The following is a 22731-nucleotide window of genomic DNA, read 5'->3' on the forward strand; positions in this document are numbered from 1 at the left end:
AGGAATAATAATGATAACAACTCAAACCACCTCCAAAGCGCCACCTACCTTGCTCCCCATGGTAATCATTGGCACGCTGTTTTTCGTTTTTGGTTTTATTACTTGGCTAAATGGCGCCCTCATTCCTTTTTTGCAGATTGTCTGTAGTCTCTCAAGTACCGAAGCATTGCTTATCGCCTTTAGCTTTTATATTGCGTATGTGGTCATGGCACTCCCCATGTCTTTTGTACTCAATAAAATAGGCTACAAAAATGCAATGTCGCTTGGCTTAGTCATGATTGCGTCGGGGTGTGTTTTGTTTGTTCCTGCGGCAACAAACCAAACTTTTCTGCTATTTATTGTTGCGCAGTTCGTGGTGGGCTCAGGGCTGACCATTTTACAAACCGCGTCTAACCCCTATTTAGTAAAAATTGGCCCGGCTAAAAGTGCCGCTGCGCGCATTTCTATTATGGGATTATTGAACAAAGGGGCTGGCTGGTTAGCCCCAATCGTATTTACCACATTTGTACTTGGCGAGTTCGCAGGCATTAGTGAACAAAGTATTGCGGCACTTCCAGCAGCGGAACGCGCAATTCAAATAGAGCAATTGGCAGATAGCCTCATTAAACCTTATATGGGTATGGCAATTGCGCTTATTCTCTTAGCCATAGGTTTACGCTTTTCGAAGCTTCCCGAACTTAATTTAAATAATGAAGATGCACAGCTTGACGAAAGCGGTAAATCAAAAGGCTCAATATTACAGTTTCCCCAATTGATACTTGGTGTAGTGGCTCTATTTTTCTACGTAGGGGTAGAGGTTATTGCAGGAGACACCATAGGGTTAGCAGGCTCGAAATTGGGCGTTCCCGGCGCACTTGGCCTTACTTCTTACACTATGTTTTTCATGGTAATAGGATATACGCTTGGACTTGTATTGATTCCCCGATTACTCAATCAACACCAACTTTTAATGCTCTCTTCTGCGCTTGGAATGCTATTAGCGCTGACCATCCCTTTTACTTCAGCTGATAGCCATTCCATTTCAAACTTACTCTGGGGTTGGACCGGCATTACCACCTTACCCAACCCTATTACGTGTATTGCGCTATTAGGCTTAGCCAATGCGATTGTGTGGCCCGCTGTATGGCCTCTGGCGCTAGAAGGGCTGGGTAAGTTTACAGCAAGAGGTTCGGCGTTATTAATAATGGCCATTGCTGGAGGCGCAATTCTTCCCATGGCGTTTGGCTTTATTGCCGACAGTTACGGTGTGCTCAATGCCTACTGGATGACGATACCATGTTATGGCTTTATTCTTTTTTATGCAGTAAAAGGCTGCCGAATAAAGCAGTGGTAACCACACGTTATAAGCCTACTTTTGAGTAGGCTTAATTTTTCTATTTTTGCGTTTACCTTTATACTGCGTTAACTTTCCCATTTAGACACTCTTATACTGCATGAAACAGCTATCGCTAGATAATTTGCGCACTTTTGTGAGTGTTATTGAACTTGGCGGCTATGCCAAAGCCGGTGACTTTTTGGGTCGGTCGCAGCCCGCTATTAGTTTGCAAATTAAAAAACTTGAAACCCAGTTAGAGCGAAAACTGTTCACTAAAGTAGGTCAACGGCACTTACCTAGCGCCGATGGCAACTGGCTGTACCCTAAAGCCAAGGAGCTACTAGAGCTTAACGACAACATATTTAAAAGCCTAATTCCTGCCCCGCTAAGTGGCCGCTTACGTTTGGGTATTCCTAACGAATTTGCGTCCACCTTGTTACCTGGGCTAATTGGAGAGTTTTCGAAGCGCTACCCAGATGTATCTCTAGAGGTTACCTCATCGCTAAGTCGCGATTTACTGCACCCTAGCCAGCGCGAACATTTCGATTTAATTTTAGCGCTGGTCAACCCCAATGAAGATACGGAAGGGGAAGTGGTACTTGAAGATGAAGTAGTATGGGTGGGCGATGCTAGCCACCCGTTAGTAGGCGACAGCATTCCGTTAGTACTCGCCCCCGATGGATGCATGTACCGAAGCCGAGTCATAGAAGAACTAAAACAACAAACTTTTGCGTGGAAAATTACTTACACTAACGCCGATTTAAGCGGGCTGGTCGCCGCTATTCAGCAAGGCCTAGGCATTACCGCCCTCGCCCGCTCAAGTTTGCCGCAAAATGTATCCCCCCTTAACCACCCTAAGCTCCCCAAACTAGGCAGAGTGAATATTTGTCTATTCAACCAAGACACTCAACATCCTGTCATTAGTAAAACGTTAGCAGAGTTTATTACAAGTAGATTACGTGGGTAGTGCAGCTAACCAATAATTGATTAAACTAGGCGAGCTAGACACGATTTCACAAACTACACAATAAAACTAAGCCGCAATCTATAAGCACGATTGCGGCTTAGTTGTTTGCATCAAAAGTGAGTTTTTGCGTAACGCAAACTAGAACGGCGTTTTCAATAGATATCTAAATAAAACAAAGACTGTAGTGTCATCGTTTCATCTTGAAGGTAACTTGGGTTTCTTTCGCACGTATTTTCGGTGCCATCAATGATACCCGCTAACACTTGCCCACCATCTTCTCTGCACACGGTGCGCTCATGAGGTCGCTCGCTTCTCAGGTTAGGGTTCGTTGAGCCTGGGAAAACGTCATCGAAGCCCACTGAATCAAGGGTTTGCGCTACAGGTGACCACGTTTCGCCTGGCCCACGGGGATCTTTCCAGTAATAGCAATATCCCCCCGTTAAAAACGTCCAGCTATCGGCACTAGCCCGTGAACGTTGGTCATGATAGTTACCATGAGAATATTTACCAACATAAACAATAGGGTGCTCACCATCTTTTTCTATTGTGTCAGCAGGTTTAGTATAACGACCATTGTGCTGCCAATAAGTCACATGCTCAAGCTCGTGCTCTACTACATGTACCGTAATAGCCTCCCAATCATCTGCGTGCCCACTATCCCAGGTAGTACATCCGTTTTGGTCACCGTAGTAGTTCCAGTAAGTAATCAACTTGTGTGTTTTACCGTTAACGTTTTCTTCGTATGTTTCCCAAAAAACGGGAACATTTGTGGCTTGATACTCACTTCGAGTAACACATTCTCCGCTATTTGCGCCATTAGCTGGGCTGGTTGGCCAACATTCATTATCAGTTCTTAATTTGTAAACAGGTTTGAAGTCATTCACGTCATCTGCATAGGTATTTTCAATCTGCCCTGCCAGCCCAGCAACAACGCACATTACGCTTACATAGAAATGTAGTTTCATTTCGTGCCCTTTTCTATTTAGGTTATTTGTTGGTTGTACATGCTTATCTCAAATAGCTCATTGAGATAATAAGAAGAGCGTTTACTTGCGCATATTGGGGACAATAAACAGCATGAAACTTATGTGACAGCCCGACTACCTTTTACGATAGTGGGAGAGAAGCCTGAAGGGGTGAGAAAAGAAAAGACTCGCACTCGCTACACACAAAGAATGGTAGCGAGTTTTTATTGCATTGCGCGAACGGATTAGACGACTAGTGGTATCAATTTACCCAACGGTTTTTCAATACTTTCTGGTGGTTCGGTAAAGTAAACGGGCGCTTTGTCGGTCATGTATAAACAGTCCTCAAGCCGTACGCCAAATTCACCAGGTATGTACAAGCCGGGTTCGTTAGAAAAGCACATGCCTTTGTTAAGTGGCGTGGTTTCGCCGCGCACAAAGTTCACGCTTTCGTGGCCTTCCATACCAATACCATGGCCGGTACGGTGGCTTAAGCCGGGCAACGCGTAGTCTTTGTCGAAGCCTTGGGTAACATAATATTTGCGAACCGCATCATCTACTTTGCCAGCAGCCGTACCTATTTTAGCGGCAGCAAACGCCACGTTTTGGCCTTCACGCACGGTATTCCAAACATCTACCACCTGCTGTGATGCTTTACCAAATACCAATGTACGGCTAATGTCCGACTGATACCCATGTACGCTACAGCCGCTGTCTAACAATATTACCGAGCCTTCACTAATGGTTTGTTTGGCATTGGTGCCGTGCGGGTACGCACTGGCGTCGTTGAACAATGCTAAGCACCATGCGCCGCTACCGCCCAATTGTTGCTGTGCGCTATTCATTAAACTTTTCACTTGGGCTTGGCTCATACCAATTTCAAGCTTGCTGAATACATACTCGTAAGCACGAAGGGTGACTTCGTTGGCTTTATGCATAAGGGTAAGTTCAGCCGCCGTTTTATACATTCTACAGCCGCGGGTAACTGGCTCGGCTGCCACAATATTCATGTTTGGCAGTGCATTGGTTACGCCTGTTACCACAAAATAGCGAACGCTGCTTTCAAAGCCAATATTGCCTTTTTCGATACCGCGAGATTTTAAAATGTTAGCAACAACATCGAACGGGCTTTCGTGTTCTTGCCATACCCGTACGTCGTTGCCCACTTTTAAACTTTCTAGCACACTGGGTTGTTCGAAAAAGGGCGTCACTACGGCTACGTCGCCTTTTTGCGGAATAATCAAGGCGGTTAGGCGCTCGCTGCGCCACCACTGAATACCCGAGAAGTAATCCATGGCTGCGCCCGGCTCTATAATGATGGCGGCCATATTATGCTGCGCCATTAACGCCTGCGCCTTTTTAATACGCGTTTCGCGCTCGGCATTGGTAATGGGCGAAACACCAGAAGTAATAGATTGCAACGATGATGGGCTGGCACTGACACTCGCAGTTTCACCAGCACCAGCGAAAGTCGCAGTAGACATCATGGCCAGGGGGGCAAGCGGTGCGAGTGTTGCTGCGCCAGAAAGCTTTAGAAAATCGCGTTTGTTCATCATCATTCCTTTTTATAGATTTTTTATCTGCCGAAAGACTATTTTTGAGGCTTAAGCCCACATAACTAGCACCGCCGCCACGGCAATCAGTAACAACCCGACTATTTCTTGTAAGGTTACTTTATTCTTAAGCCAATAGTGCGCGAGCAGCAAGGTTAATAATACTTCTAATTGCCCTAAGGTTTTTACTAACGCCACATGCTGCAGCGCCATGGCAGTAAACCAACAGATTGAGCCGAAGCAACTCACTGCACTAATAGTGATGCAGTGGGGTAAACGCCCAAAAATCTGTTTAAACACTTGAGGTTTGGTAACCAAAATATAACTGCTTAAACCAACAGCCTGAGTACATAACACCCACAGCAATACCCAAGCAGCACTGTGCACAAAAGGCATGGCTAGCATATGGCTGGCTTCGCGAACAAACAACGAGGTCAGTGCAAAGCAGGTTCCACACGCTATGCCTATCAATAAGGTTTTTAAGCTTAAGCCCTGCGCGTTGTTGCCACTACTTAAAACAAATACGGCTAACCCACCTATACCAATGCCTATCCAACCGAGTAACGTTAAATAGCTGCCAAAAAAAAGCATGCCTAGCACGCCAGCCACCAACGCTTCACTTTTGGCCAGCCCTGCTCCTATGGCAAAGTTCTTTTGTTTGAATAACACCACCATAAAGGCTGTGGCGGCAATTTGCAGTACCGAGGCTAGCAGTACAACTACTATAAATGAGAGGCTAAACGAAGCGCTTGATGCTTCTCCTAAAGAGCTTCCAAAAGAAGGGAGTGGCTGAGGTGAAGCCGTGTGCAGAATAATTAAATAAATTAGGGCTATGGGCGGAGCAAATAAAAAACGTGAAAGGGTAACGCCCACGGTATCGACGTGAACGCTGAGTTTGCTTTGCAGGGCATTGCGCACGGTTTGCATAAATACCGCACCAAGGGTGAAAAATACCCAGCTCATAGATGTTGATTCGCTTATTGTTTACTTATCGACCAAGTAAAGCCAGCGGTGTGAAGCTGACTTTGTTTGATTGGAATTATCTTGCTTACGGTGTAACCGGCTCTTTCTCTGTAAGCGTGGGTCTGTCTAGCAAGCGTTTTTTCTTAAAGTCAGAATCACGTTTCCAAACCGGCCATTGCTGGCTATTTGCTAAATCGGACATCATAGTGCCAATTAAAGCTAGGTCTTGCTGTACGCCGCCCAATGTCCAGCTTGGTAGGTAATCGTCGTCGGCTTTGTGATAGCGATTCGCTATAAAATTAGGATCGGTATCGCCTAAGCTCATAAACAATAATGAAGGCACACCTTGGCGAGCAAGCGCGAAATGATCGGAGCGAAAGAACAACCCATTTTGTGGGCGCGGATCGAGCTTAACCGTGCGCCCTTGCGCTGCGGCAGTAGCACTTAAATCATCTTCAAGCGAAGAATACCCTTCGCCATACTGCAAAATATAATCTACCGCGTTATTTACATTCATGCCGTCTATATTCAAAAACGCCACCATATTAGCGGTTGGAATAGGAGGGTTTTTGGCAAAGTGTTCGGCGCCCAGCAAGCCGGTTTCTTCGGCAGTAAACGCACTGAACATTAAGGTACGTTCGAACGGTGTTTGCTTGCTTTGTGCTACCAAGCTATTGGCTAGGGTTAACACACCGGCCACGCCCGAGGCGTTGTCTACGGCGCCATTGTAAATAACGGTTTTGCCGTTTTTCTCACTTTTACCTAGGTGATCCCAATGGGCGTGTAACATTACCCACTCATTTGCGGCCGATGCGCCGGGCAATATGCCTGCTACGTTCAGCGATTGTGCATGGGTGATAGTATTTGAAAAGGTCAGCGAGGCTTTCACTTTCATAGGAATAGGTTTGAACCCAGGCGCTGATGCTTGTTCTTTAAGTGTGGCGTAATCTAACCCTGCTTGTTCGAACACCGTACGTGCCGTATTAAGATGTAACCACCCCATTACGCCAACCTGAGATAAGTTTTTATTGCTATCTACTAAGGTGAATTTCGTATTCGAATTCGAGTTTTCAACCACGCCCCATCCATAGCCAGCGGGCATGGTTTCGTGAACAATAAATACGGCTTCTGCGCCTTGGCGGGCGGCTTCTTCGTATTTATATGTCCAACGGCCATAGTAGGTCATGGCATTGCCTTGGAATAAGTTAGGGTCTTTTGACGCAAAGCCAGGGTCGTTCACCAGCATAACCACTGTTTTGCCTTTCACATTTAACCCGGCGTAGTCATTCCAATTATATTCAGGCGCATTAATGCCGTAGCCCACAAAAATGACATCACTATTTTTTAATGCGATGTCTTTCACAATTCGTTGGGTTCTGGCGGTAAATGCACTGCCACCAGCAAAGGTGTGCTGGCCTAAGGTTAAGGCCATATCACTTGAAGGGGTAATTTTTGCCAAGGGCACAGGCTGAGTATAGCTATCGCCAAAAGCTGGTTTTAAACCAAGGGCTTTGTAGGCTTCCACTAGGTAATTTACGGTAAGGGTTTCGCCTGCTGACAAGGGCCCGCGGCCTTCAAACTTGTCGCTTGCTAACGTACTAACGTGAGTACGGTATAAGTCTAAGTCGCTGTCGCTGATGGTAACCGTTGAAGGCGTATCTGCCTGCGCTAACGCGGGTAGCGCTACACTGGATGTTCCTATACTGGCTAGCGCCAATAAGGCAAAAGCCGTCAGCGTAGACTGACACCTGGAAAGTGAAGAAGTGCGAACAGCACACGAAGAGGTAAAACAAACTTTCTGGATAAATTGACTAATTATCATTAATTTAGGCGCTTGTATAAAACAGATACCTTAAGAGTATCGTTATACAGCGCCTAGCTCAATCGTTGGTATGCATTTGGGCGTATTTGGTTGCTTTTACATGTGGCTGAGAATGTGACTCAATGTATTTAGAGCCCCATTGCATGGCTGACAAAAGCCTGTTTAACCGCGCTAAGCTTATCGGTAGCGGCTAAGCCTACACCTCGAATTAGCTTTTTAAGGGGGTCGTTGCCATCGAATAGGAACTTAAACCCATCCATAGCGGCAATCATTTTCATCGCCTCGGTTTTACGTGCTCGCTCGTAAGGGCGCAAATAACGAAGCTGGCCTATGTCTTTTTGTTCCTCTAGCAAGGTGCCTAATAATGCAGCCAAAGCTAACGCATCTTGCATGCCTAAGTTGGCCCCTTGCCCCGCCAACGGGTGAATAGTATGAGCAGCATCACCCACCAGTACTATGCCCTCTTTAGCCCATTCTCGGGCGTAACGCATAGTCAGCGGAAATGTGGTTCTTGGGGTCTCTAACGTGACTGGCCCTAATGCGTTGTTGCTTGCCGCTACTAGCGCATTACAAAATGCGCTATCGGAACACCCTCGCAATGTTTTAGCGGCGTCTGGGGTTTGCGACCACACAATAGAACACACATTAGGATCGCGCATGGGTAACAATGCTAAAGGCCCTGTTGGCGTAAATGCTTGGCGCGCCACGTTTTCATGAGGCTGCTGGGTACGAATGTTGGCAACAATGGCGGTATGTTCGTAATCGCGAAACGTAATAGGTAAGTTCGCGTTTTTGCGTACGAAGGAATTAGCACCATCGGCACCCACTAATAATCGGCACGACAGCGCATCGCCATTTTCTAGCATTAGCATGTTTTGCTGTGGGCTACTTAATACGCGCTCTATGGTGGTATCTATCACCACAACGTTATCTTGCTTTAGTACCGAATGGGCCAAGCCATTAACTAATGCCTGATTTTCAATAATAACGCCCAAGGTATCGCTTTCTAAGTTACCCCCAGTATCGTTACCCACAAAGTGAGTATCGTTACCAGCAAAGTGAATATCACCAAAGCTGTCTTTATCCCACACATGCATTGCATTATACGGGTTTGCCCTACTTTCATCGATATGCTGCCAAACATCGGCTTTTTTTAATGCGTTAATATTGGCCTGATTAATTGCGCTAACTCGTGCACCTGGCTTGTCGCCAAGGGGCTGGTCTATAGAGCCTTTATTTAGAATGGCGATGCGGCACGGCGCGCCTTTTAGTACTGCGGCCAGGGTTAACCCTACTATTCCACCGCCTACAATGGCGATATCGGCATGTTGCATATCGGCTCTCTTATTCTCTGTTCTTGGTGCTAGCTTTATCGGGCTAGATTCATCGTACTAGCAATATAATGCTAACTATCCACGCTGCCCAAAGCGGGTTCACCTATCACTAAGGAACATCACTTTGAATTATCACTAAAGCGCATATATTAAAGCTGTCTATTAAACGCTGCGCCCATATCCAGTGGCTTGTTGCACAAACGCGCGCTTCGCACTTGGCATCACATTTAATGCAGTTAGTGCCATGTTTCTTGCTGCCACCAACGGAAAGTGACTATTTGAAAACGTACGTACTAATGTATCGGTTAACGTAATAGTGGTGGCTCTGTCTTTACTGCGCTTAACCGCGTATTCGTTGAGTACGTTAAATTCCCCCGGATCGGTCACGCCTTTAAGCGTGTTTACCAAAGTAATAATATCGCGAAGACCAAGGTTAAACCCTTGCCCCGCAATAGGGTGCAATGCTTGGGCAGCATTACCTACCACTACCGCTCGATGACTGGTAAGTGCATCGGTGTAACTTAATGCTAGTGGGTAGCTAGCCAATTCACTGATGGCCATTATATGCCCCTGCCGGTAACCAAACTCTTGCTGTAACCGATGAATAAAGGCTTCTTGGCTAAGTTGAATAAGTGATTCCGCGTGCTCGCGAGCAACCGTCCACACTACGGAAAACCCTTTCCCTTTCGCCACATGCCCACTTATTTCACTGTCGAAAGGCAAAAACGCGACGGGGCCATTTTCGGTAAAACGCTCGTAGGCTTTGTTGTGATGCGGCTCGCTAGTGTGGGCATTGAAGATAATAGCCACTTGCTGGTAATCGTCAGTGTGGCGGGTAAGCCCTACTTGCTGAGCAAGTGAAGAGCGGCCGCCATCGGCAATCACCAACAGCTTTGCAGTAATAGTGCTGCCGTTATTAAGGGTGACTGCAGTAGTATCAGTTTCGCGAGTTAAGTGAGTGACGGTGGCTGGCGCAATGTGCTGATACTGCTTGCTTTGCGACATCACATTATGGGTAAGCGCACTTAGCGACGCCACTTGCCCAAAGGTATTAATACCAAACTCACTGCATGATAAATTCGTTAGGCCAATACCGCCTTTATCGCTTACTTCAATATGCTCAATTTTACCTTGGTTTTGTTTTGCTAATTCGGCTAACCCAACGCCCATGGTATTTAATTCATTTACCGTTCGCCTAGCAAGAGCGATTACCCGAGTATCGGTTAACGGGTTAAAGGTGTTGCTTTGCTTGGAGGAGCGGCTTGCATTGGAGGAGCTAGCTGCATTCGAGGGACTGGCGGCATCGACCAAAGTCACCGAAAGGCCGGCTTGTTCAGATAAGCCTTTAGCCAATACGCAGCCAACTATTCCACCACCTACAATGACGACATCTTGTTGGCTCACGTTATTGAACCTTCTTTCGTACTTTCTTTATTCGCTGGCTGCATAAGGGCTTCGATGTCTTTCACGGTTTTAGGTACATCCGCGGTTAGAATATCTACACCTGTTGCGGTAACGACAACATCATCTTCAATACGCACGCCAATGCCTTTATATTGTTCTGGCACATCGCTGTCGGTAGCAATATAAATACCGGGCTCTACGGTAAGTACCATGCCAGGTTTTAATAAGCGGTCCTGACCATTAATTTTATAATTTCCTACATCGTGCACATCTAAGCCTAAAAAGTGCCCTAACCCGTGCATGTAAAATTGCTGCCAGGCTTTATCGTCAAGATTTTCAGCTACAGAACCTTTTAACACGCCAAGGCCAACCAAACCTTCGGTGATGACTTCGGCGCTGTGCGTCATAGCGTCGGTTAAGGTAATACCTGGGCCAAGCATGGCCAATACGCTTTCTTGTGCTTTTAACACCAACTCATATATTTCGCGCTGGGGCTTAGAAAATTTACCATTTACGGGGAAAGTACGGGTAATGTCAGCGGCATAACCCTGAAATTCAGCGCCTGCGTCTATTAGCACTAAATCGCCGTCTTGGGTTTGCGATGAATTTTCGGTGTAATGCAAAATACAGGCATTTTCACCGCTACCCACAATCGTGCTGTAAGCCGGAGCGCGAGCACCCGCCATAGCAAATTCGTGATGTAACTCAGCTTCAAGTTGATACTCAAAGCAGCCCGGTTTGGCATATTGCATAGCCCGCTTGTGCGCACTGGCGGTAATTTCAGCCGCGGCTTTCATCATGGCTACTTCACAGGCCGACTTAAACACCCGCATTTCATGCAAAATGGGGCGAACGTCGGTAATAGTTTTAGGCGCTAAGGCTTCTTTAGGTGCATTGCGCAAAGTAGCAAGAGCGCTATTTACCTGTGCATCTGCTTCGTCATTTTCACCTAAGGCGAAATAAAGATGGTCTTGGCCTTGAAGCGACTCAAGCAAAGCATCGCCTAGCTCAGACTGTTCAAACGCTTCATCTAGGCTGAAGCGTGATAGTGCCGCTTCTGCACCTAAACGTCTGCCTTGCCAAATCTCAGCGTCTTTATCTTTTGGTAGACACACCATGGCACGATAGCTTTCACCATAGCGTGGATGATTCGATAAAATTAACCAAGCGTCGGCTTCTTCGAATCCGGTTAAATACCAAAAGTCGCTGTTTTGTCTGAACAGGTATTCAGTATCTCGGCTTCGGGTCACTAAACCCGCTGCCGGGATAACACAGACACTATTAGGCAAACATTGCGCTAACAGTCTATCTTGACGAGCGATAAATTCTTGCGCACTAATCATCTCATTCGCCTTTCTTCATCAATATTTTAAATCTCATGCATCTAATGACGATCATGCTATTCTGAGCATTACCATTGCTTGTCACTTCACTCATGCCTTATAGAACAACGTTTTATTGCTTACGCGTTCCGACAAGCTTGAGATTATTTATTTAATGAACAGATGGCTTATCTTGCTGATCATCAAGTAAAGACTGACCTAACTCGCTGAAGCACAAAATAGCGGAAATCTTCACATATTCCATCACTTCAAATAAGGCGCGTTCTGACTCTTCATCAGCATCCATAGGTTCTTCCATACGAGCGATGTCAGCAAAATCTTCTAATGCTTCTTTTACATCGGCAGAGCACTGCATTAGGTCTTGCTGGTGTAAGCCAAACCCTAACATAAAGCCGTGCACCCAATTAATCAGCGCTTCGCCTCTATCATTTATAGGGGCTTGGTCGTCTGGTAGCATTAACTGTAAGGCGAACTCTGGTTCAAGTAACTGCTGACACGTTTGATTAAACAATGTGTTTAAAAGATAAGTGGTCGCATCGTTGAAGTTTTCACCTTGGTGAATAGTGTCACTTAATGCAGAAAGCCACTTCTGATCGGTTAGCGACATACCGCCACACAACATGCCACATAAAATACCGTGAACTTCGGCGCCATCTACTACTATGCCGTGTTGCGATAACTTGTTGCTAACGCTGTCGTAATCGAGCTGTTTTTCCACAAATAGGTTTCCTTTTTCGTTGAAACTTAATATTAGCAAAATAGCGCTATAAAACACACCATTGGTGATTTGGTCAGATGTTATTCAAGTAGTACTGGTCTTATGGGTTTTAACTGGCAACCTAGGATCAATTGCTCTATGATCGTCGTTATTGGATAAGGAACTTCCTTTGCAGCAGATTAAGGTAAATGAGTAAGGTCGACCTCACTTAAGTGAAGCAAATTTGAGCTTAAGTGAATAGCGTGTATAATTGCTGACCAACTGGTCAAGATTAGATTTATCGAATCTCATCAGTAATGGTTAAATTAGCTACGCAAATAATTCATTGGCGCTTTGGTGATCTACTTCACCCCACACCGCGTTTGATATACCCTGTTGCGTTATACAATAACAATGTTTCCTGGAATGTTCGCCAGTTCACTCTTGTCCCTGGCCGATGCTATTAAACTAGGAAGTTGAAACCATGGCTACTGTGCAAGCTCGGCTCGTATCGAGAAGCCTACGGCCATAGTGATGCTTCCGCCCTGAACTTTCGGTTCACGGGCGAACGATGAACAGCGGCATTTCGGGAGACGCCCTCTTTCGACGGAAGAAGAAATGGCAATAATAAATTTTGGCTCTATAAATATCGATCATGTTTATCAGGTAGATCACTTTGTTCAACCTGGTGAAACCCTTGCGTCTACTCACTATCAACAACTGCTTGGTGGTAAAGGTGCGAACCAATCAATTGCCCTCGCGCAAGCGGGTGCTGATGTTCGTCATGTGGGCAGCATTCATGAAAATGACGCAACGTTCAAACAAACGCTAATTAAAAAAGGCGTAGATTGTCGCGGCGTTAGATGCTCTGAAACCCCTTCAGGTCATGCCATTATTCAAGTAACGCCCAGTGGCGAAAATGCTATTGTGTTATTTGGTGGCGCAAACCAAACCATTACTGCCGATACTGTAAACAAAGCGTTGTTAGATACGTCGTCTTCCGATTGGGTTTTAACCCAAAACGAAACCAGCAGTATTGCCGACGTACTTCGCTTGGCAAAAGAAAGTCAGCTTAAAGTTGCGTTTAACCCTGCACCTATGAGCGAGTCGGTTAAAGGCCTTCCTTTAGATTGTATCGATTTACTGATTGTAAACGAGACGGAAGCAGCAGCATTAACGGATAAAGAAGAATTAGACGATATTCTTACGGTATTTAAAGAGCAATGGTCTCATTGCGAAGTTATTATTACACTCGGTAAAGCGGGTGTGATGATGTTAAGAGGAAACGATACCATTGAAGTGGAAGCGTTTTCTGTTGATGCAGTAGATACCACAGCCGCTGGCGATACGTTTATAGGTTACTTTTTGTCTGCTTACAGTACTCACACTGATGCCAAACGCGCATTAACTCGAGGCTGCGCAGCATCTGCTATTGCGGTAACACGTGAAGGCGCTGCGCAAAGTATTCCTACGCAGAAAGAAGTTGACCGTTTTTTGGCAAAGCACACTAAATAAGAAAACGCACTAGAGTATTATTAATGGCACATAAGATAATTTTAGATACGGATCCTGGCATCGATGATGCGATGGCAATATTTTTTGCGTTTCAATCTCCAGATATCGAAGTACTTGGTTTAACCACTGTTTACGGTAACGTACCGGTAACCATGGCGGCACAAAATGCCCTTACCCTTTGCGAAATGGCAGGTAAAGACATTCCGGTAACCAAAGGCGTTGGTATGCCTTGGGTAGGCCCTGAATCAACTTACGCGCATTTTGTACATGGCGACTATGGTTTCGGTCACATTAAACCTGAAGCCCCTAAAACCGAGTTAGACCCTCGTAGCTCTGCTCAGTTTATTGTGGATATGGCCCGTAAATACCCTGGTGAAGTTACCCTTGTGGCTATTGGCCCTTTAGGTAACTTAGCGCTAGCACTACGTTTAGAGCCAGAACTGCCTAAGTTAGTGAAAGGCGTTACCATTATGGGTGGTGCTGCATTTGTACGTGGTAACGTAACACCACTTGCCGAAGCTAACATTTGGAACGATGCCTACGCTGCCGAAATTGTATTTGGTGCAGATTGGGACCTAACTATGTTCGGCTTAGACGTGACTAACGACACGCCGTTTTCTCCTTCTTTTGTTGAAACATTAGAAGAAAAGAATGCGAAGCTTGGTGGTTTTGTGAAAGACACTGCCCAGTTCTACATGGATTTCTATTCAGCCAATCGTGAAGATCGTGTTTGTTTCTTCCATGATGCATTCCCGCTTGCCCACTTGCGTCACCCTGAGTTATTTGAACTCACCGAAGGTCATGTGCGTGTTGGTACTGGCGAGCTAGATCGTGGCCAAACAGCAGTGGCACCTAAGGGGACAACCCCTAGCCCACTGTGGAACAATGCGAACACCATTAAAGTTGCTACTAAAGTAGACCACGCTAAATTGGAACAATTGTTCATAGACACCTACGCTTTATAGATGTGGAAGGAGGCCGTTCTACGGTAGTCGGCCTCCTACTTTCACATTTCAGTTGAGGTAATGTGAAAGAATGATCCCTGCCAAAGTTCCTGAAAACGAAGAGCAGCGTTTAAGAGAGCTACTAAACTACGATGTACTTGATACAGACGCCGAGCAGCTCTTCGACGATTTAACTCAACTTGCTTCGCAAATTTGCGATTCCCCCATTGCGTTAATTAGCCTCGTTGACCCAAACAGACAGTGGTTCAAATCTCGCGTGGGAATTGAAGCCACAGAAACTTCTCGCAATATCGCCTTTTGCTCTCATGCTATTTTACAGCGTGAAATATTTGAAGTGCCCAACGCAAAAGAAGACCCTCGCTTTCACGACAATCCTCTTGTAACGGGCGAGCCGAATATTCGATTCTATGCAGGGGCGCCTTTAATTACGCCCTCGGGGCATGCCATTGGCACGCTATGCGCAATAGGCCATCAACCAAAAACCCTTACCAGTCTTCAACGCCATGCACTTAAAACACTGAGTGAATCAGTGGTTGCGCATCTTGAATTAAAACGCAAGAACCGAGAGCTTGAGCGAACCAGCCAGTTTAAATCTGACTTTCTTTCCTACATTAGCCACGAAATAAGAACGCCGCTAAATGCGATAAACACGTTCAGTCATTTACTTGAAGGAGAAGCGAGACAACATTCACTTCCCGCTAACTTTACCGACTCACTCGGGCATATAAGCAAAAGCGGTGAGCGTTTACTTGAAATAGTGAACTCTGTGTTAGACATGAAGCAAATAGAAGCGGGTAAAATGCGCGTTATGCCGCGCCCGGTAGGCACAGCTGACTTTTTCACTCATGTATTCTCGCTAACCCGAATTCGCGCTGAAGATGGGAATGTTATTTTTAATTCTGTGATTGATGACAATGTTCCCCACTCTCTGTATTTTGACGACACTAAATTTGGTCAAGTAGCCTTAAACTTATTATCGAACGCCATTAAGTACACTCATGCCAACAAGCACGTTTCCATTCAGGTAAAATACAAGCAAGGGAAATTGTTGCTGGCGATTAAAGACGAAGGCATTGGCATTAGTGAAGAGGAACAAAAGAAGCTGTTCGCACCATTCGAGCGAATGGAGAACGCGCATCAATTTGATGGTACAGGCTTAGGCTTAAATATTACCAAGAAGCTAGTAGAGTTGATGGGGGGGGTTATAAAGCTTAGCAGTAAGTTAAACGAAGGCACCCGTGTGAGCGTAGCCATTCCGGCAGAAGAAGTTAGCGCCGATACCATTAACCACGCCCCCTCGCTTTTACAGCCCCAAAAGCTAAATGTTCCTGCTGACTCTCACGTATTGGTAGTGGAAGATCATTATATTAATCAAATAGTGATTAAAACCATATTTGATAAATTTGGTTTACCATTATCGGTTGTAGGTAGCGGTGAAGAAGGCGTAGAGTATGTAAAATCGAACCCTGTAGATTTGGTGCTGATGGACATCAACTTACCGGGTATTGACGGAACAGAAGCCACTCGGCAAATTAAGCTCATGCGTGCATCACTGCCTGTTATTGCCTTAACCGCAGATGTTATCACGCAACGAGACCTGTTATTAAAAAATGGCTTAGACGACCTACTCACTAAGCCTGTGGAAAACGCAGAGCTTATTAGGGTACTTAATCGCTATTTAGGAAAGTAAGACAACGTGGAGCCACTGGAAGCCCGCTGTATGGTAAAAAGTACATCTCGAAAGACACTACGAAAGACATTAAGAGCATTACGCAACGGATTATCTGATTCACAGCAGCAGCACGCCTCGTTGGCAGTACGCGATAGCCTTTTAACATTGCCCGAAATTACCTATGCATCATCGGTTGCCTGTTACCTGCCTAACGACGGAGAAGTAGACTTACGCCCCTTTATGCACGCATGCTGGGGCTTAAATCAAGCATCTGAACGTCATACTTCTTTGCCCGTATTGCATCCAGTTTGTAAGGGCCATCTGCTGTTTCTTCGTTACACAGATAAAACGCCAATGCGTGTGAATAAATACAACATTGAAGAGCCAATACTAGCCTGCCCTGATGTTATCCCTACCTTTCAGCACCAGGTAATACTTATGCCGTTGGTGGGATTCGATGCCAATGGAAATCGCTTAGGCATGGGCGGAGGCTATTATGACCGCACGCTAGCCAGCATTCAAACTCGAACTATAGAGCCAAAACTTATTGGTATTGCCCACGATTGCCAACAAGTAGACAAACTTCCGGTTCAGTCTTGGGATATTCCTGTAAACGCAATTGTCACCCCCACACAGCAATTGAGCTTTAATCGTACATAACGCACCGTAAATTCCCCTATCACGGTGGGTTAGCTAGCGGTTTTCCGGTAAACTGATGAAAATTTAGTTAGGAGAGTCACTATGGATCAGAATGCAAAGAAGCAAGCAGTAGCTAAAGCAGCCATCGAATATGTTGAAAACGGCAGTATTGTTGGCGTAGGTACTGGCTCCACAGTTAATTTTTTCATTGAAGAACTCGGCAAAATTAAAAACAACATCGAAGGAGCAGTATCAAGCTCTGATGCCTCTACCAAGTTGCTAGAAGCCCTAGGCATTGAAGTATTCGCACTAAACGATGTTAGCAATATTTCAGTGTATATCGATGGTGCTGATGAAGTTACCGAACACAAACACATGATTAAAGGCGGCGGTGCAGCCCTTACCCGGGAAAAAATTGTGGCGGGTGCATCAACTACATTCGTGTGTATTGTAGACGATAGCAAGCGCGTTCCCGTGCTTGGCAAATTCCCTCTTCCTGTTGAAGTTATCCCAATGGCGCGATCGTTTGTGGCTCGCGAGTTGGTAAAACTAGGCGGCGATCCTGAATACCGTCAAGGCGTGGTAACCGATAACGGTAACGTTATTTTAGACGTACATAACCTTGAAATCTTAAACCCAAGAGAGCTTGAACAGTCGATTAATAATATTCCTGGTGTGGTCACCAACGGCATATTCGCCCTACGTGGCGCAGACATCGTACTATCGGCCACCGAAACCGGTGTTGATACCTTTAAATAATAGCTTTCAAGTTAAACTGATTTCTGTTAGATTTCCGTTTAGACGTCTAGATGGCCTTTCGAGAGTTTGAGGCTAGTACTAGTCGGGGTAGGTAAGACTTCCGCAAACACGCTGTGAACCAATCCATGGGAGCTCCGCCGCCGCATCCATGCGGCGGAGGGTTTGCTCCAGTCTTACCTACCCCGCCTGCACCAGCCTCGAGCTCTGTAAATACTAATACTTTTTAAGAGATAGCAAATCCATGAGCAAAGTTTCACTAGAGAAGGATAAGATCCGGATATTGTTGTTAGAGGGTGTGCATCAAAGTGCACTAGAAACCTTTAAGAATAATGGATACACCAATATTGAGTATCTCAAAACGTCCCTTCCTGAAGAAGAGCTTGTTGAGAAAGTGAAAGATGCACATTTTATTGGCCTTCGTTCGCGCACTCAAATTACTGAGAAGGTGGTAGACGCCGCTCAGAAATTGGTGGCTATTGGTTGTTTCTGTATTGGTACTAACCAAGTTAATTTAGAAGCAACACAGCGCCGTGGTATTCCGGTATTTAATGCCCCATTTTCTAATACTCGTTCAGTAGCAGAGCTTGTGCTTGGTCAGCTTATTCTTTTGCTTCGCCAAGTGCCTAGCAAAAGTGCTAAAGCGCACCGTGGTGAGTGGGAAAAAACAGCAAATGGTTCATATGAAGCCCGTGGAAAAACACTGGGTATTATTGGTTACGGGCATATAGGTACCCAACTAAGCATTCTTGCTGAACACCTTGGTATGCGCGTGCAGTTTTTCGATATTGAAGATAAGTTGGTATTAGGTAACTCAACCCAAGTTAAGTCGTTAGAGAAACTATTAAATACCTCTGATGTGGTATCGCTTCACGTGCCTGAAACTCAGCAAACGCAAAACATGTTTGCAGCTGAGCAATTTGCGCAAATGAAGAAAGGCAGCATTTTTATTAATGCTTCTCGCGGTACGGTTGTAGATATTGACGCTCTAGCCGATGCGCTTGAAAGCGGCCAGCTAAATGGCGCAGCTATTGATGTATTCCCTGTTGAGCCTAAATCGAATAACGAAGAATTCCAATCGCCTCTACGTAAATTCGATAACGTTATTCTTACGCCGCATGTAGGTGGTAGCACTCAAGAAGCGCAAGAAAACATTGGTATAGAAGTGGCGGGTAAATTGGCGAAGTACAGTGATAATGGTTCTACCTTATCAGCAGTTAACTTCCCCGAAGTATCATTGCCAGAGCACATTAGCCGCTCTCGTTTACTTCACGTGCACAAAAACCAGCCGGGTATTCTTACTCAAATTAACCAAGCGTTTGCAGAGAAAGGCATCAACATTGAAGCCCAGTACCTTCAAACTAACGCAGAAATTGGTTATGTAGTGGTAGATGTTCAGCAAGACAGAGCTTATGACGCGCTTGCACAGCTACAGCAGATTGACGGAACGATTAAGACCCGTATTCTTCACTAATGCTATGAATGGCGGCAGTGAGCTACCGTCATTCGTTAATCAATGTTGAAGACATAAAAAAACGCTGCCAATGGCAGCGTTTTTTGTTTCTACAATCGTTAATACGATTTTAGAAGAAGTTGTAAACTAGCGTTACTGCCGTTTCAGTATCAAGCTTTTCAACGTCGTCAGATACGTTTGAGTTATGGTCTAACTTGAACGACACCTTCATAGAAAGGTTACCGCTAATGGTAGCCGTAAGCGCCGACTCAGCACGAGATTTTGTGTTGTCAGACCCCACTTCCGTACTTACTGTTTGAGTAAATTTAGCTGTGTCAGAAATTCTCCAAGAGTAAGCACTTGAAGCACGAACAATCATGCTGTTCTGCTCTTCGCCTTCTTGCGTTTCAGCAAACGAGTAACCAGGACCGATTGAGTACTCTAAAGTGTGACGTTTATTTTCCAGCACTTTTTGGTTCCAACCTACAGCAACTGTTGATTGATAGTCGAAGTTACTTAAACGGTCATCTTCATATGATGCGAAACCAAACAAACGGTAATCCGGGTTTTCTAACTTGTAGTTACCCTGCGCAGAACCGTAAAATTTTTGTGCCGATGTGTACTCTTCTTCGGTACCGTCGTCGTTATCTACCGTTTCTTTCTTGTAAAGACCTTCAAGAATGTAGTCGTTGCTCCACTGCTGCAATTCTTGGTGAGCAGTAATACCGGCACTGATTGATGACGTTTCAGTGTTACCTGTTGTTGCGATAATACCGAGTTCACCTTCCATCGTGAAAGGTTTAACGTCGTCTTGAGCAAAAGTAACAGAAGAGAAAGACAAGGCCAAAAGTGAAGCGAGAAGCTGTTTTTTCATTAGCGATCCTAGTAGTGTTTTATCCTTTGCCATGCTGTGAATACCTAGCGTAAGCACTAGCCAGCATAGCCTGAAAAATCTGCGCCAATAGTACCTACCTAATAGTGCGAGTCAATGAGGGTCGAATAGAAATTAGACTATAAGACGTAAAATTTACACTTATTGATAAGCTTTAAGCGAACTTATTAGAAGAATTGATAAACCAAAGCAACTGACGTCTCGGTACTTAACCCATCTACATCTTCGGTAGTGTCGGTTTCATGATTCAAAATAAACGACAGCTTCATGGCTAAAGAGCCGAAAACATTGGCCGATAAAGACGTCTCAGAACGAGATTTAGTATTTTCATCACCCGCTTCAGTACTAACAAATTGTCGAAGGTTAGCACCTGATGCCCAATGGTATTTGTATTCAGCAGATGCCCTTACAATTACACCGTCATTGATATCTTCATCTAACGGCTCTTCAAGCTCGACAAAGGCATAACCCGGCCCAACACTGTAACGAAACTCACTGACTTCGTCTCGCCACACCCGCTGTGACCAACCGGCTGCAAGTGAAGCACGATGGTCATACCCGCTAAAGGAGTCATCTTCATAATCGCCGTACATGAATAAACGTCTACCAGGCTGGTTTAATTTATAATCGAACTGAGCGCTGCCATAGAAGCGTTTGGCCGATACCTCGCGACCAGTGCCATCGGCGTTACTTTCTTGATAAAGCATTTCTGCAAAGTACAGACTGCTCCAACTTTCAGTTTCATGATCGGCGTTAATACCCGCTTTAATACTCGCTGCAGATGTATTTCCAGTATTTGACAGAATACCTAACTCACCGTTCAGCGAAAACCTAGGTACTTCGTCGTCGGTGTCTGGCGTAAAATCGGCGTGATAAAGCGTTTGAATTAGATCACGTTCTGCTGCGAAGACGGCAGTACTTATACCGAGTAGACAGCATACTGCACAAAATAATTTTGTTAGATTAAGCATAATTTTTAATAAATTTTTATAGGTTCGGTGTTGTTATGGCATAGCCATTTAACACCCTATTATGCCCTTCCGTGGGTATTACGTAAGCTATGTGTCTTTTTACCGCTTAGTTTTACAATCGAGCGCTTGTAGAACGGTCTCTGAATTCAGATTCAACAACCATCAAGCTGCTTTGCGCCACATGAAGCTTAAAACTGCCTACCATTGTTTTACCTCACTGCCAGTAAATCAATGTATAAGCATGGAAATTTTTGCTGTTTCTCTATCGGCGAACTCTATGGCATTTGCCACATCATCTAGGTTAACGCCAATATTATTGGCTATGTCTTCTGCAAAAAGTTCAACGTCACCGTTAGTTTTTTTATTTTGCTGCATAATAGTGACTTTTGATGCTAATGCCAGTAGCGCAATATCGCTATCTGCAGCCTGTCTAGACATATCATTCGCATGCATAACAGGATAATAAAGCACAAGAGGAAGCTTCCAGTTTTCTAATATGGTACCGCTACAGTTTGAAAAGGTAAAACCAAAATGTTGAATTTGTCTTGCCCCTAGCAGCATGTCGCTTTCTTGCTCAATGTAGCCTTTGTAAAGCTCTGGCGAGCGTTTAGCGATGACCAACTCACTGAGGTTTTGCAAAATGCCCATTACGAAGAAGCGCTCACTACCTCTTTTATTGCTAGCCTTAGCCAGATGCTTCGCCACCATTCCACAATAAACCGAGTCGAACCAATGTTTATCAAGGTTAATAAGCTGGGTATCAAAATATTTAAAAGCAGTGTTAGCGGTTTCTGCCACTACCAAATTATACAAAGCTTCACCACCAATAATGTTGATGGCTTTCGAAACAGATTCTACTTGAGATGGAAACCGGAACAGTGAGCTGTTTGCCAATCGCAACACCTTGGCTGTTAATGACGAATCTAAACTGATCAAATCGCCAAGATCGCTTGCACTTGAACGGGGGTTATCTAATACCGAGCGGATACGTATACATATATCTGGCAAGGTAAACGACTTTGTAGCAAACGACACATATTTATCTAAGGACATGCAAAGGTTCCACTTTTAACTATTACATAGCGGTGTATAAAAGAAAAACTACACCACTTATGCTTTATCAATTTTCTCGGGAGGCGTATCAAACATAGAAATTTGACTAGGCTCTCGGACTTCTTTTATTGCTTCGTTTTGACGGCGGGCTCTGCTTAAGGCCGCTTTTTTACGGCGCTGACATGCCACTATGACTTTTCGGCGAGTTCCATCATCAATCTTGAGCCAATACAATCGCTCTTCTCGGCTGCGGTAACATCCTTTGCAATACCCTCGCGGTCCAGACTCACAAACACCAATACAGGGGCTTGGAATTTCAAAGAACTCCAGTTGCTGTGCTGGTGGCGTTTGGTCTGTCATGTTTACCTGTATGCGTTTGCTAAAACGCGTTGCGTTAAATTAAAAACATTCTCTTAATGCCACTAACACCTTATTACTGGCCACGTAAACTA

20 protein-coding genes and 1 other RNA gene are annotated in these 22731 nt (G+C 45.0%); 9 read left to right on the plus strand and 12 right to left on the minus strand.

The window, feature by feature from the left end; all coding sequences use genetic code 11:
• Positions 1-10: 10 nt before the first annotated feature.
• A complete protein-coding gene (locus FLAVO9R_RS15160; protein WP_159532646.1) occupies positions 11-1333 on the plus strand; it encodes a sugar MFS transporter in 1323 nt (440 codons plus the stop codon).
• 100 nt (positions 1334-1433) lie between these two features.
• Complete coding sequence (locus tag FLAVO9R_RS15165; protein ID WP_159532648.1) at positions 1434-2282, plus strand: LysR family transcriptional regulator; 849 nt, start codon at positions 1434-1436, stop codon at positions 2280-2282.
• A gap of 152 nt (positions 2283-2434) precedes the next feature.
• On the opposite strand, the gene FLAVO9R_RS15170 is transcribed toward FLAVO9R_RS15165, so the two are convergent.
• The 8 genes from FLAVO9R_RS15170 to FLAVO9R_RS15205 all read right to left on the minus strand — a co-directional run bounded on the left by FLAVO9R_RS15170 (position 2435) and on the right by FLAVO9R_RS15205 (position 12384).
• Positions 2435-3247, minus strand: a complete 813-nt coding sequence (locus FLAVO9R_RS15170) for a hypothetical protein (protein ID WP_159532650.1) — start codon at positions 3245-3247, stop codon at positions 2435-2437.
• 245 nt (positions 3248-3492) lie between these two features.
• The gene (locus FLAVO9R_RS15175; RefSeq protein WP_159532652.1) at positions 3493-4800 is read right to left on the minus strand and encodes a M24 family metallopeptidase; all 1308 of its coding nucleotides are present in this window, start codon (positions 4798-4800) and stop codon (positions 3493-3495) included.
• A gap of 51 nt (positions 4801-4851) precedes the next feature.
• Positions 4852-5763 (minus strand): EamA family transporter, encoded by a 912-nt coding sequence (locus FLAVO9R_RS15180; RefSeq protein ID WP_159532654.1) that lies wholly within the window; start codon positions 5761-5763, stop codon positions 4852-4854.
• A gap of 85 nt (positions 5764-5848) precedes the next feature.
• Positions 5849-7585, minus strand: a complete 1737-nt coding sequence (locus tag FLAVO9R_RS15185; RefSeq protein ID WP_232370668.1) for a M28 family metallopeptidase — start codon at positions 7583-7585, stop codon at positions 5849-5851.
• Between the two features lie 128 nt (positions 7586-7713).
• On the minus strand, positions 7714-8919 hold the full coding sequence (locus FLAVO9R_RS15190) for an FAD-dependent monooxygenase (protein WP_159532656.1): 1206 nt from the start codon (positions 8917-8919) through the stop codon (positions 7714-7716).
• A gap of 162 nt (positions 8920-9081) precedes the next feature.
• Positions 9082-10323, minus strand: coding sequence for an FAD-dependent oxidoreductase (locus tag FLAVO9R_RS15195; RefSeq protein WP_159532658.1), 1242 nt, complete (start codon positions 10321-10323; stop codon positions 9082-9084).
• Positions 10320-11666, minus strand: coding sequence for a Xaa-Pro aminopeptidase (gene pepP / locus FLAVO9R_RS15200; RefSeq protein WP_159532660.1), 1347 nt, complete (start codon positions 11664-11666; stop codon positions 10320-10322). Before pepP ends, FLAVO9R_RS15195 begins: the two co-directional genes overlap by 4 nt.
• Positions 11667-11817: 151 nt before the next feature.
• Positions 11818-12384, minus strand: coding sequence for a UPF0149 family protein (locus FLAVO9R_RS15205; protein ID WP_159532662.1), 567 nt, complete (start codon positions 12382-12384; stop codon positions 11818-11820).
• A gap of 394 nt (positions 12385-12778) precedes the next feature.
• Between FLAVO9R_RS15205 and ssrS the strand changes: the two genes are divergently transcribed.
• The 7 genes from ssrS (at position 12779) to serA (ending at position 19384) form a co-directional block, all read left to right on the plus strand.
• Positions 12779-12960, plus strand: a non-coding RNA gene (gene ssrS, locus FLAVO9R_RS15210) — 6S RNA.
• Between the two features lie 21 nt (positions 12961-12981).
• The gene (locus FLAVO9R_RS15215; protein ID WP_159532664.1) at positions 12982-13878 is read left to right on the plus strand and encodes a ribokinase; all 897 of its coding nucleotides are present in this window, start codon (positions 12982-12984) and stop codon (positions 13876-13878) included.
• 23 nt (positions 13879-13901) lie between these two features.
• Positions 13902-14843, plus strand: a complete 942-nt coding sequence (locus tag FLAVO9R_RS15220; protein ID WP_159532666.1) for a nucleoside hydrolase — start codon at positions 13902-13904, stop codon at positions 14841-14843.
• 70 nt (positions 14844-14913) lie between these two features.
• A complete protein-coding gene (locus tag FLAVO9R_RS15225) occupies positions 14914-16533 on the plus strand; it encodes a hybrid sensor histidine kinase/response regulator (RefSeq protein WP_159532668.1) in 1620 nt (539 codons plus the stop codon).
• Positions 16534-16563: 30 nt separating this feature from the next.
• The gene (locus FLAVO9R_RS15230) at positions 16564-17175 is read left to right on the plus strand and encodes a 5-formyltetrahydrofolate cyclo-ligase (RefSeq protein WP_220100332.1); all 612 of its coding nucleotides are present in this window, start codon (positions 16564-16566) and stop codon (positions 17173-17175) included.
• Positions 17176-17256: 81 nt separating this feature from the next.
• Complete coding sequence (rpiA, locus tag FLAVO9R_RS15235) at positions 17257-17913, plus strand: ribose-5-phosphate isomerase RpiA (RefSeq protein ID WP_013782974.1); 657 nt, start codon at positions 17257-17259, stop codon at positions 17911-17913.
• A gap of 241 nt (positions 17914-18154) precedes the next feature.
• On the plus strand, positions 18155-19384 hold the full coding sequence (serA, locus tag FLAVO9R_RS15240; protein WP_159532672.1) for a phosphoglycerate dehydrogenase: 1230 nt from the start codon (positions 18155-18157) through the stop codon (positions 19382-19384).
• 109 nt (positions 19385-19493) lie between these two features.
• Here serA and FLAVO9R_RS15245 read toward each other — a convergent pair whose 3' ends face one another.
• The 4 genes from FLAVO9R_RS15245 to FLAVO9R_RS15260 all read right to left on the minus strand — a co-directional run bounded on the left by FLAVO9R_RS15245 (position 19494) and on the right by FLAVO9R_RS15260 (position 22639).
• The gene (locus FLAVO9R_RS15245) at positions 19494-20237 is read right to left on the minus strand and encodes a DUF481 domain-containing protein (RefSeq protein ID WP_159532674.1); all 744 of its coding nucleotides are present in this window, start codon (positions 20235-20237) and stop codon (positions 19494-19496) included.
• Positions 20238-20422: 185 nt separating this feature from the next.
• Positions 20423-21226, minus strand: coding sequence for a DUF481 domain-containing protein (locus FLAVO9R_RS15250; RefSeq protein WP_159532676.1), 804 nt, complete (start codon positions 21224-21226; stop codon positions 20423-20425).
• A 228-nt stretch (positions 21227-21454) separates the two neighbouring features.
• Positions 21455-22279 (minus strand): HDOD domain-containing protein, encoded by an 825-nt coding sequence (locus FLAVO9R_RS15255; protein WP_159532678.1) that lies wholly within the window; start codon positions 22277-22279, stop codon positions 21455-21457.
• A gap of 57 nt (positions 22280-22336) precedes the next feature.
• Positions 22337-22639, minus strand: coding sequence for a DUF1289 domain-containing protein (locus FLAVO9R_RS15260; protein ID WP_159532680.1), 303 nt, complete (start codon positions 22637-22639; stop codon positions 22337-22339).
• Positions 22640-22731: the final 92 nt, after the last annotated feature.

The sequence above is a fragment of the Alteromonas sp. 38 genome, from assembly GCF_902506055.1.
Classification (GTDB): Bacteria; Pseudomonadota; Gammaproteobacteria; order Enterobacterales; family Alteromonadaceae; genus Alteromonas; species Alteromonas lipotrueae.

Excerpts from the sequence above, each read along its gene's own strand:
- FLAVO9R_RS15160 (WP_159532646.1), top strand. The coding sequence starts at position 11 with ATGATAACAACTCAAACCACCTCCAAAGCGCCACCTACCTTGCTCCCC.
- FLAVO9R_RS15165 (WP_159532648.1), top strand. The coding sequence starts at position 1,434 with ATGAAACAGCTATCGCTAGATAATTTGCGCACTTTTGTGAGTGTTATT.
- FLAVO9R_RS15170 (WP_159532650.1), bottom strand. The coding sequence starts at position 3,247 with ATGAAACTACATTTCTATGTAAGCGTAATGTGCGTTGTTGCTGGGCTG.
- FLAVO9R_RS15175 (WP_159532652.1), bottom strand. The coding sequence starts at position 4,800 with ATGAACAAACGCGATTTTCTAAAGCTTTCTGGCGCAGCAACACTCGCA.
- FLAVO9R_RS15180 (WP_159532654.1), bottom strand. The coding sequence starts at position 5,763 with ATGAGCTGGGTATTTTTCACCCTTGGTGCGGTATTTATGCAAACCGTG.
- FLAVO9R_RS15185 (WP_232370668.1), bottom strand. The coding sequence starts at position 7,585 with ATGATAATTAGTCAATTTATCCAGAAAGTTTGTTTTACCTCTTCGTGT.
- FLAVO9R_RS15190 (WP_159532656.1), bottom strand. The coding sequence starts at position 8,919 with ATGCAACATGCCGATATCGCCATTGTAGGCGGTGGAATAGTAGGGTTA.
- pepP (WP_159532660.1), bottom strand. The coding sequence starts at position 11,666 with ATGATTAGTGCGCAAGAATTTATCGCTCGTCAAGATAGACTGTTAGCG.
- FLAVO9R_RS15215 (WP_159532664.1), top strand. The coding sequence starts at position 12,982 with ATGGCAATAATAAATTTTGGCTCTATAAATATCGATCATGTTTATCAG.
- FLAVO9R_RS15220 (WP_159532666.1), top strand. The coding sequence starts at position 13,902 with ATGGCACATAAGATAATTTTAGATACGGATCCTGGCATCGATGATGCG.
- FLAVO9R_RS15225 (WP_159532668.1), top strand. The coding sequence starts at position 14,914 with ATGATCCCTGCCAAAGTTCCTGAAAACGAAGAGCAGCGTTTAAGAGAG.
- FLAVO9R_RS15230 (WP_220100332.1), top strand. The coding sequence starts at position 16,564 with ATGGTAAAAAGTACATCTCGAAAGACACTACGAAAGACATTAAGAGCA.
- rpiA (WP_013782974.1), top strand. The coding sequence starts at position 17,257 with ATGGATCAGAATGCAAAGAAGCAAGCAGTAGCTAAAGCAGCCATCGAA.
- serA (WP_159532672.1), top strand. The coding sequence starts at position 18,155 with ATGAGCAAAGTTTCACTAGAGAAGGATAAGATCCGGATATTGTTGTTA.
- FLAVO9R_RS15245 (WP_159532674.1), bottom strand. The coding sequence starts at position 20,237 with ATGAAAAAACAGCTTCTCGCTTCACTTTTGGCCTTGTCTTTCTCTTCT.
- FLAVO9R_RS15250 (WP_159532676.1), bottom strand. The coding sequence starts at position 21,226 with ATGCTTAATCTAACAAAATTATTTTGTGCAGTATGCTGTCTACTCGGT.
- FLAVO9R_RS15255 (WP_159532678.1), bottom strand. The coding sequence starts at position 22,279 with ATGTCCTTAGATAAATATGTGTCGTTTGCTACAAAGTCGTTTACCTTG.
- FLAVO9R_RS15260 (WP_159532680.1), bottom strand. The coding sequence starts at position 22,639 with ATGACAGACCAAACGCCACCAGCACAGCAACTGGAGTTCTTTGAAATT.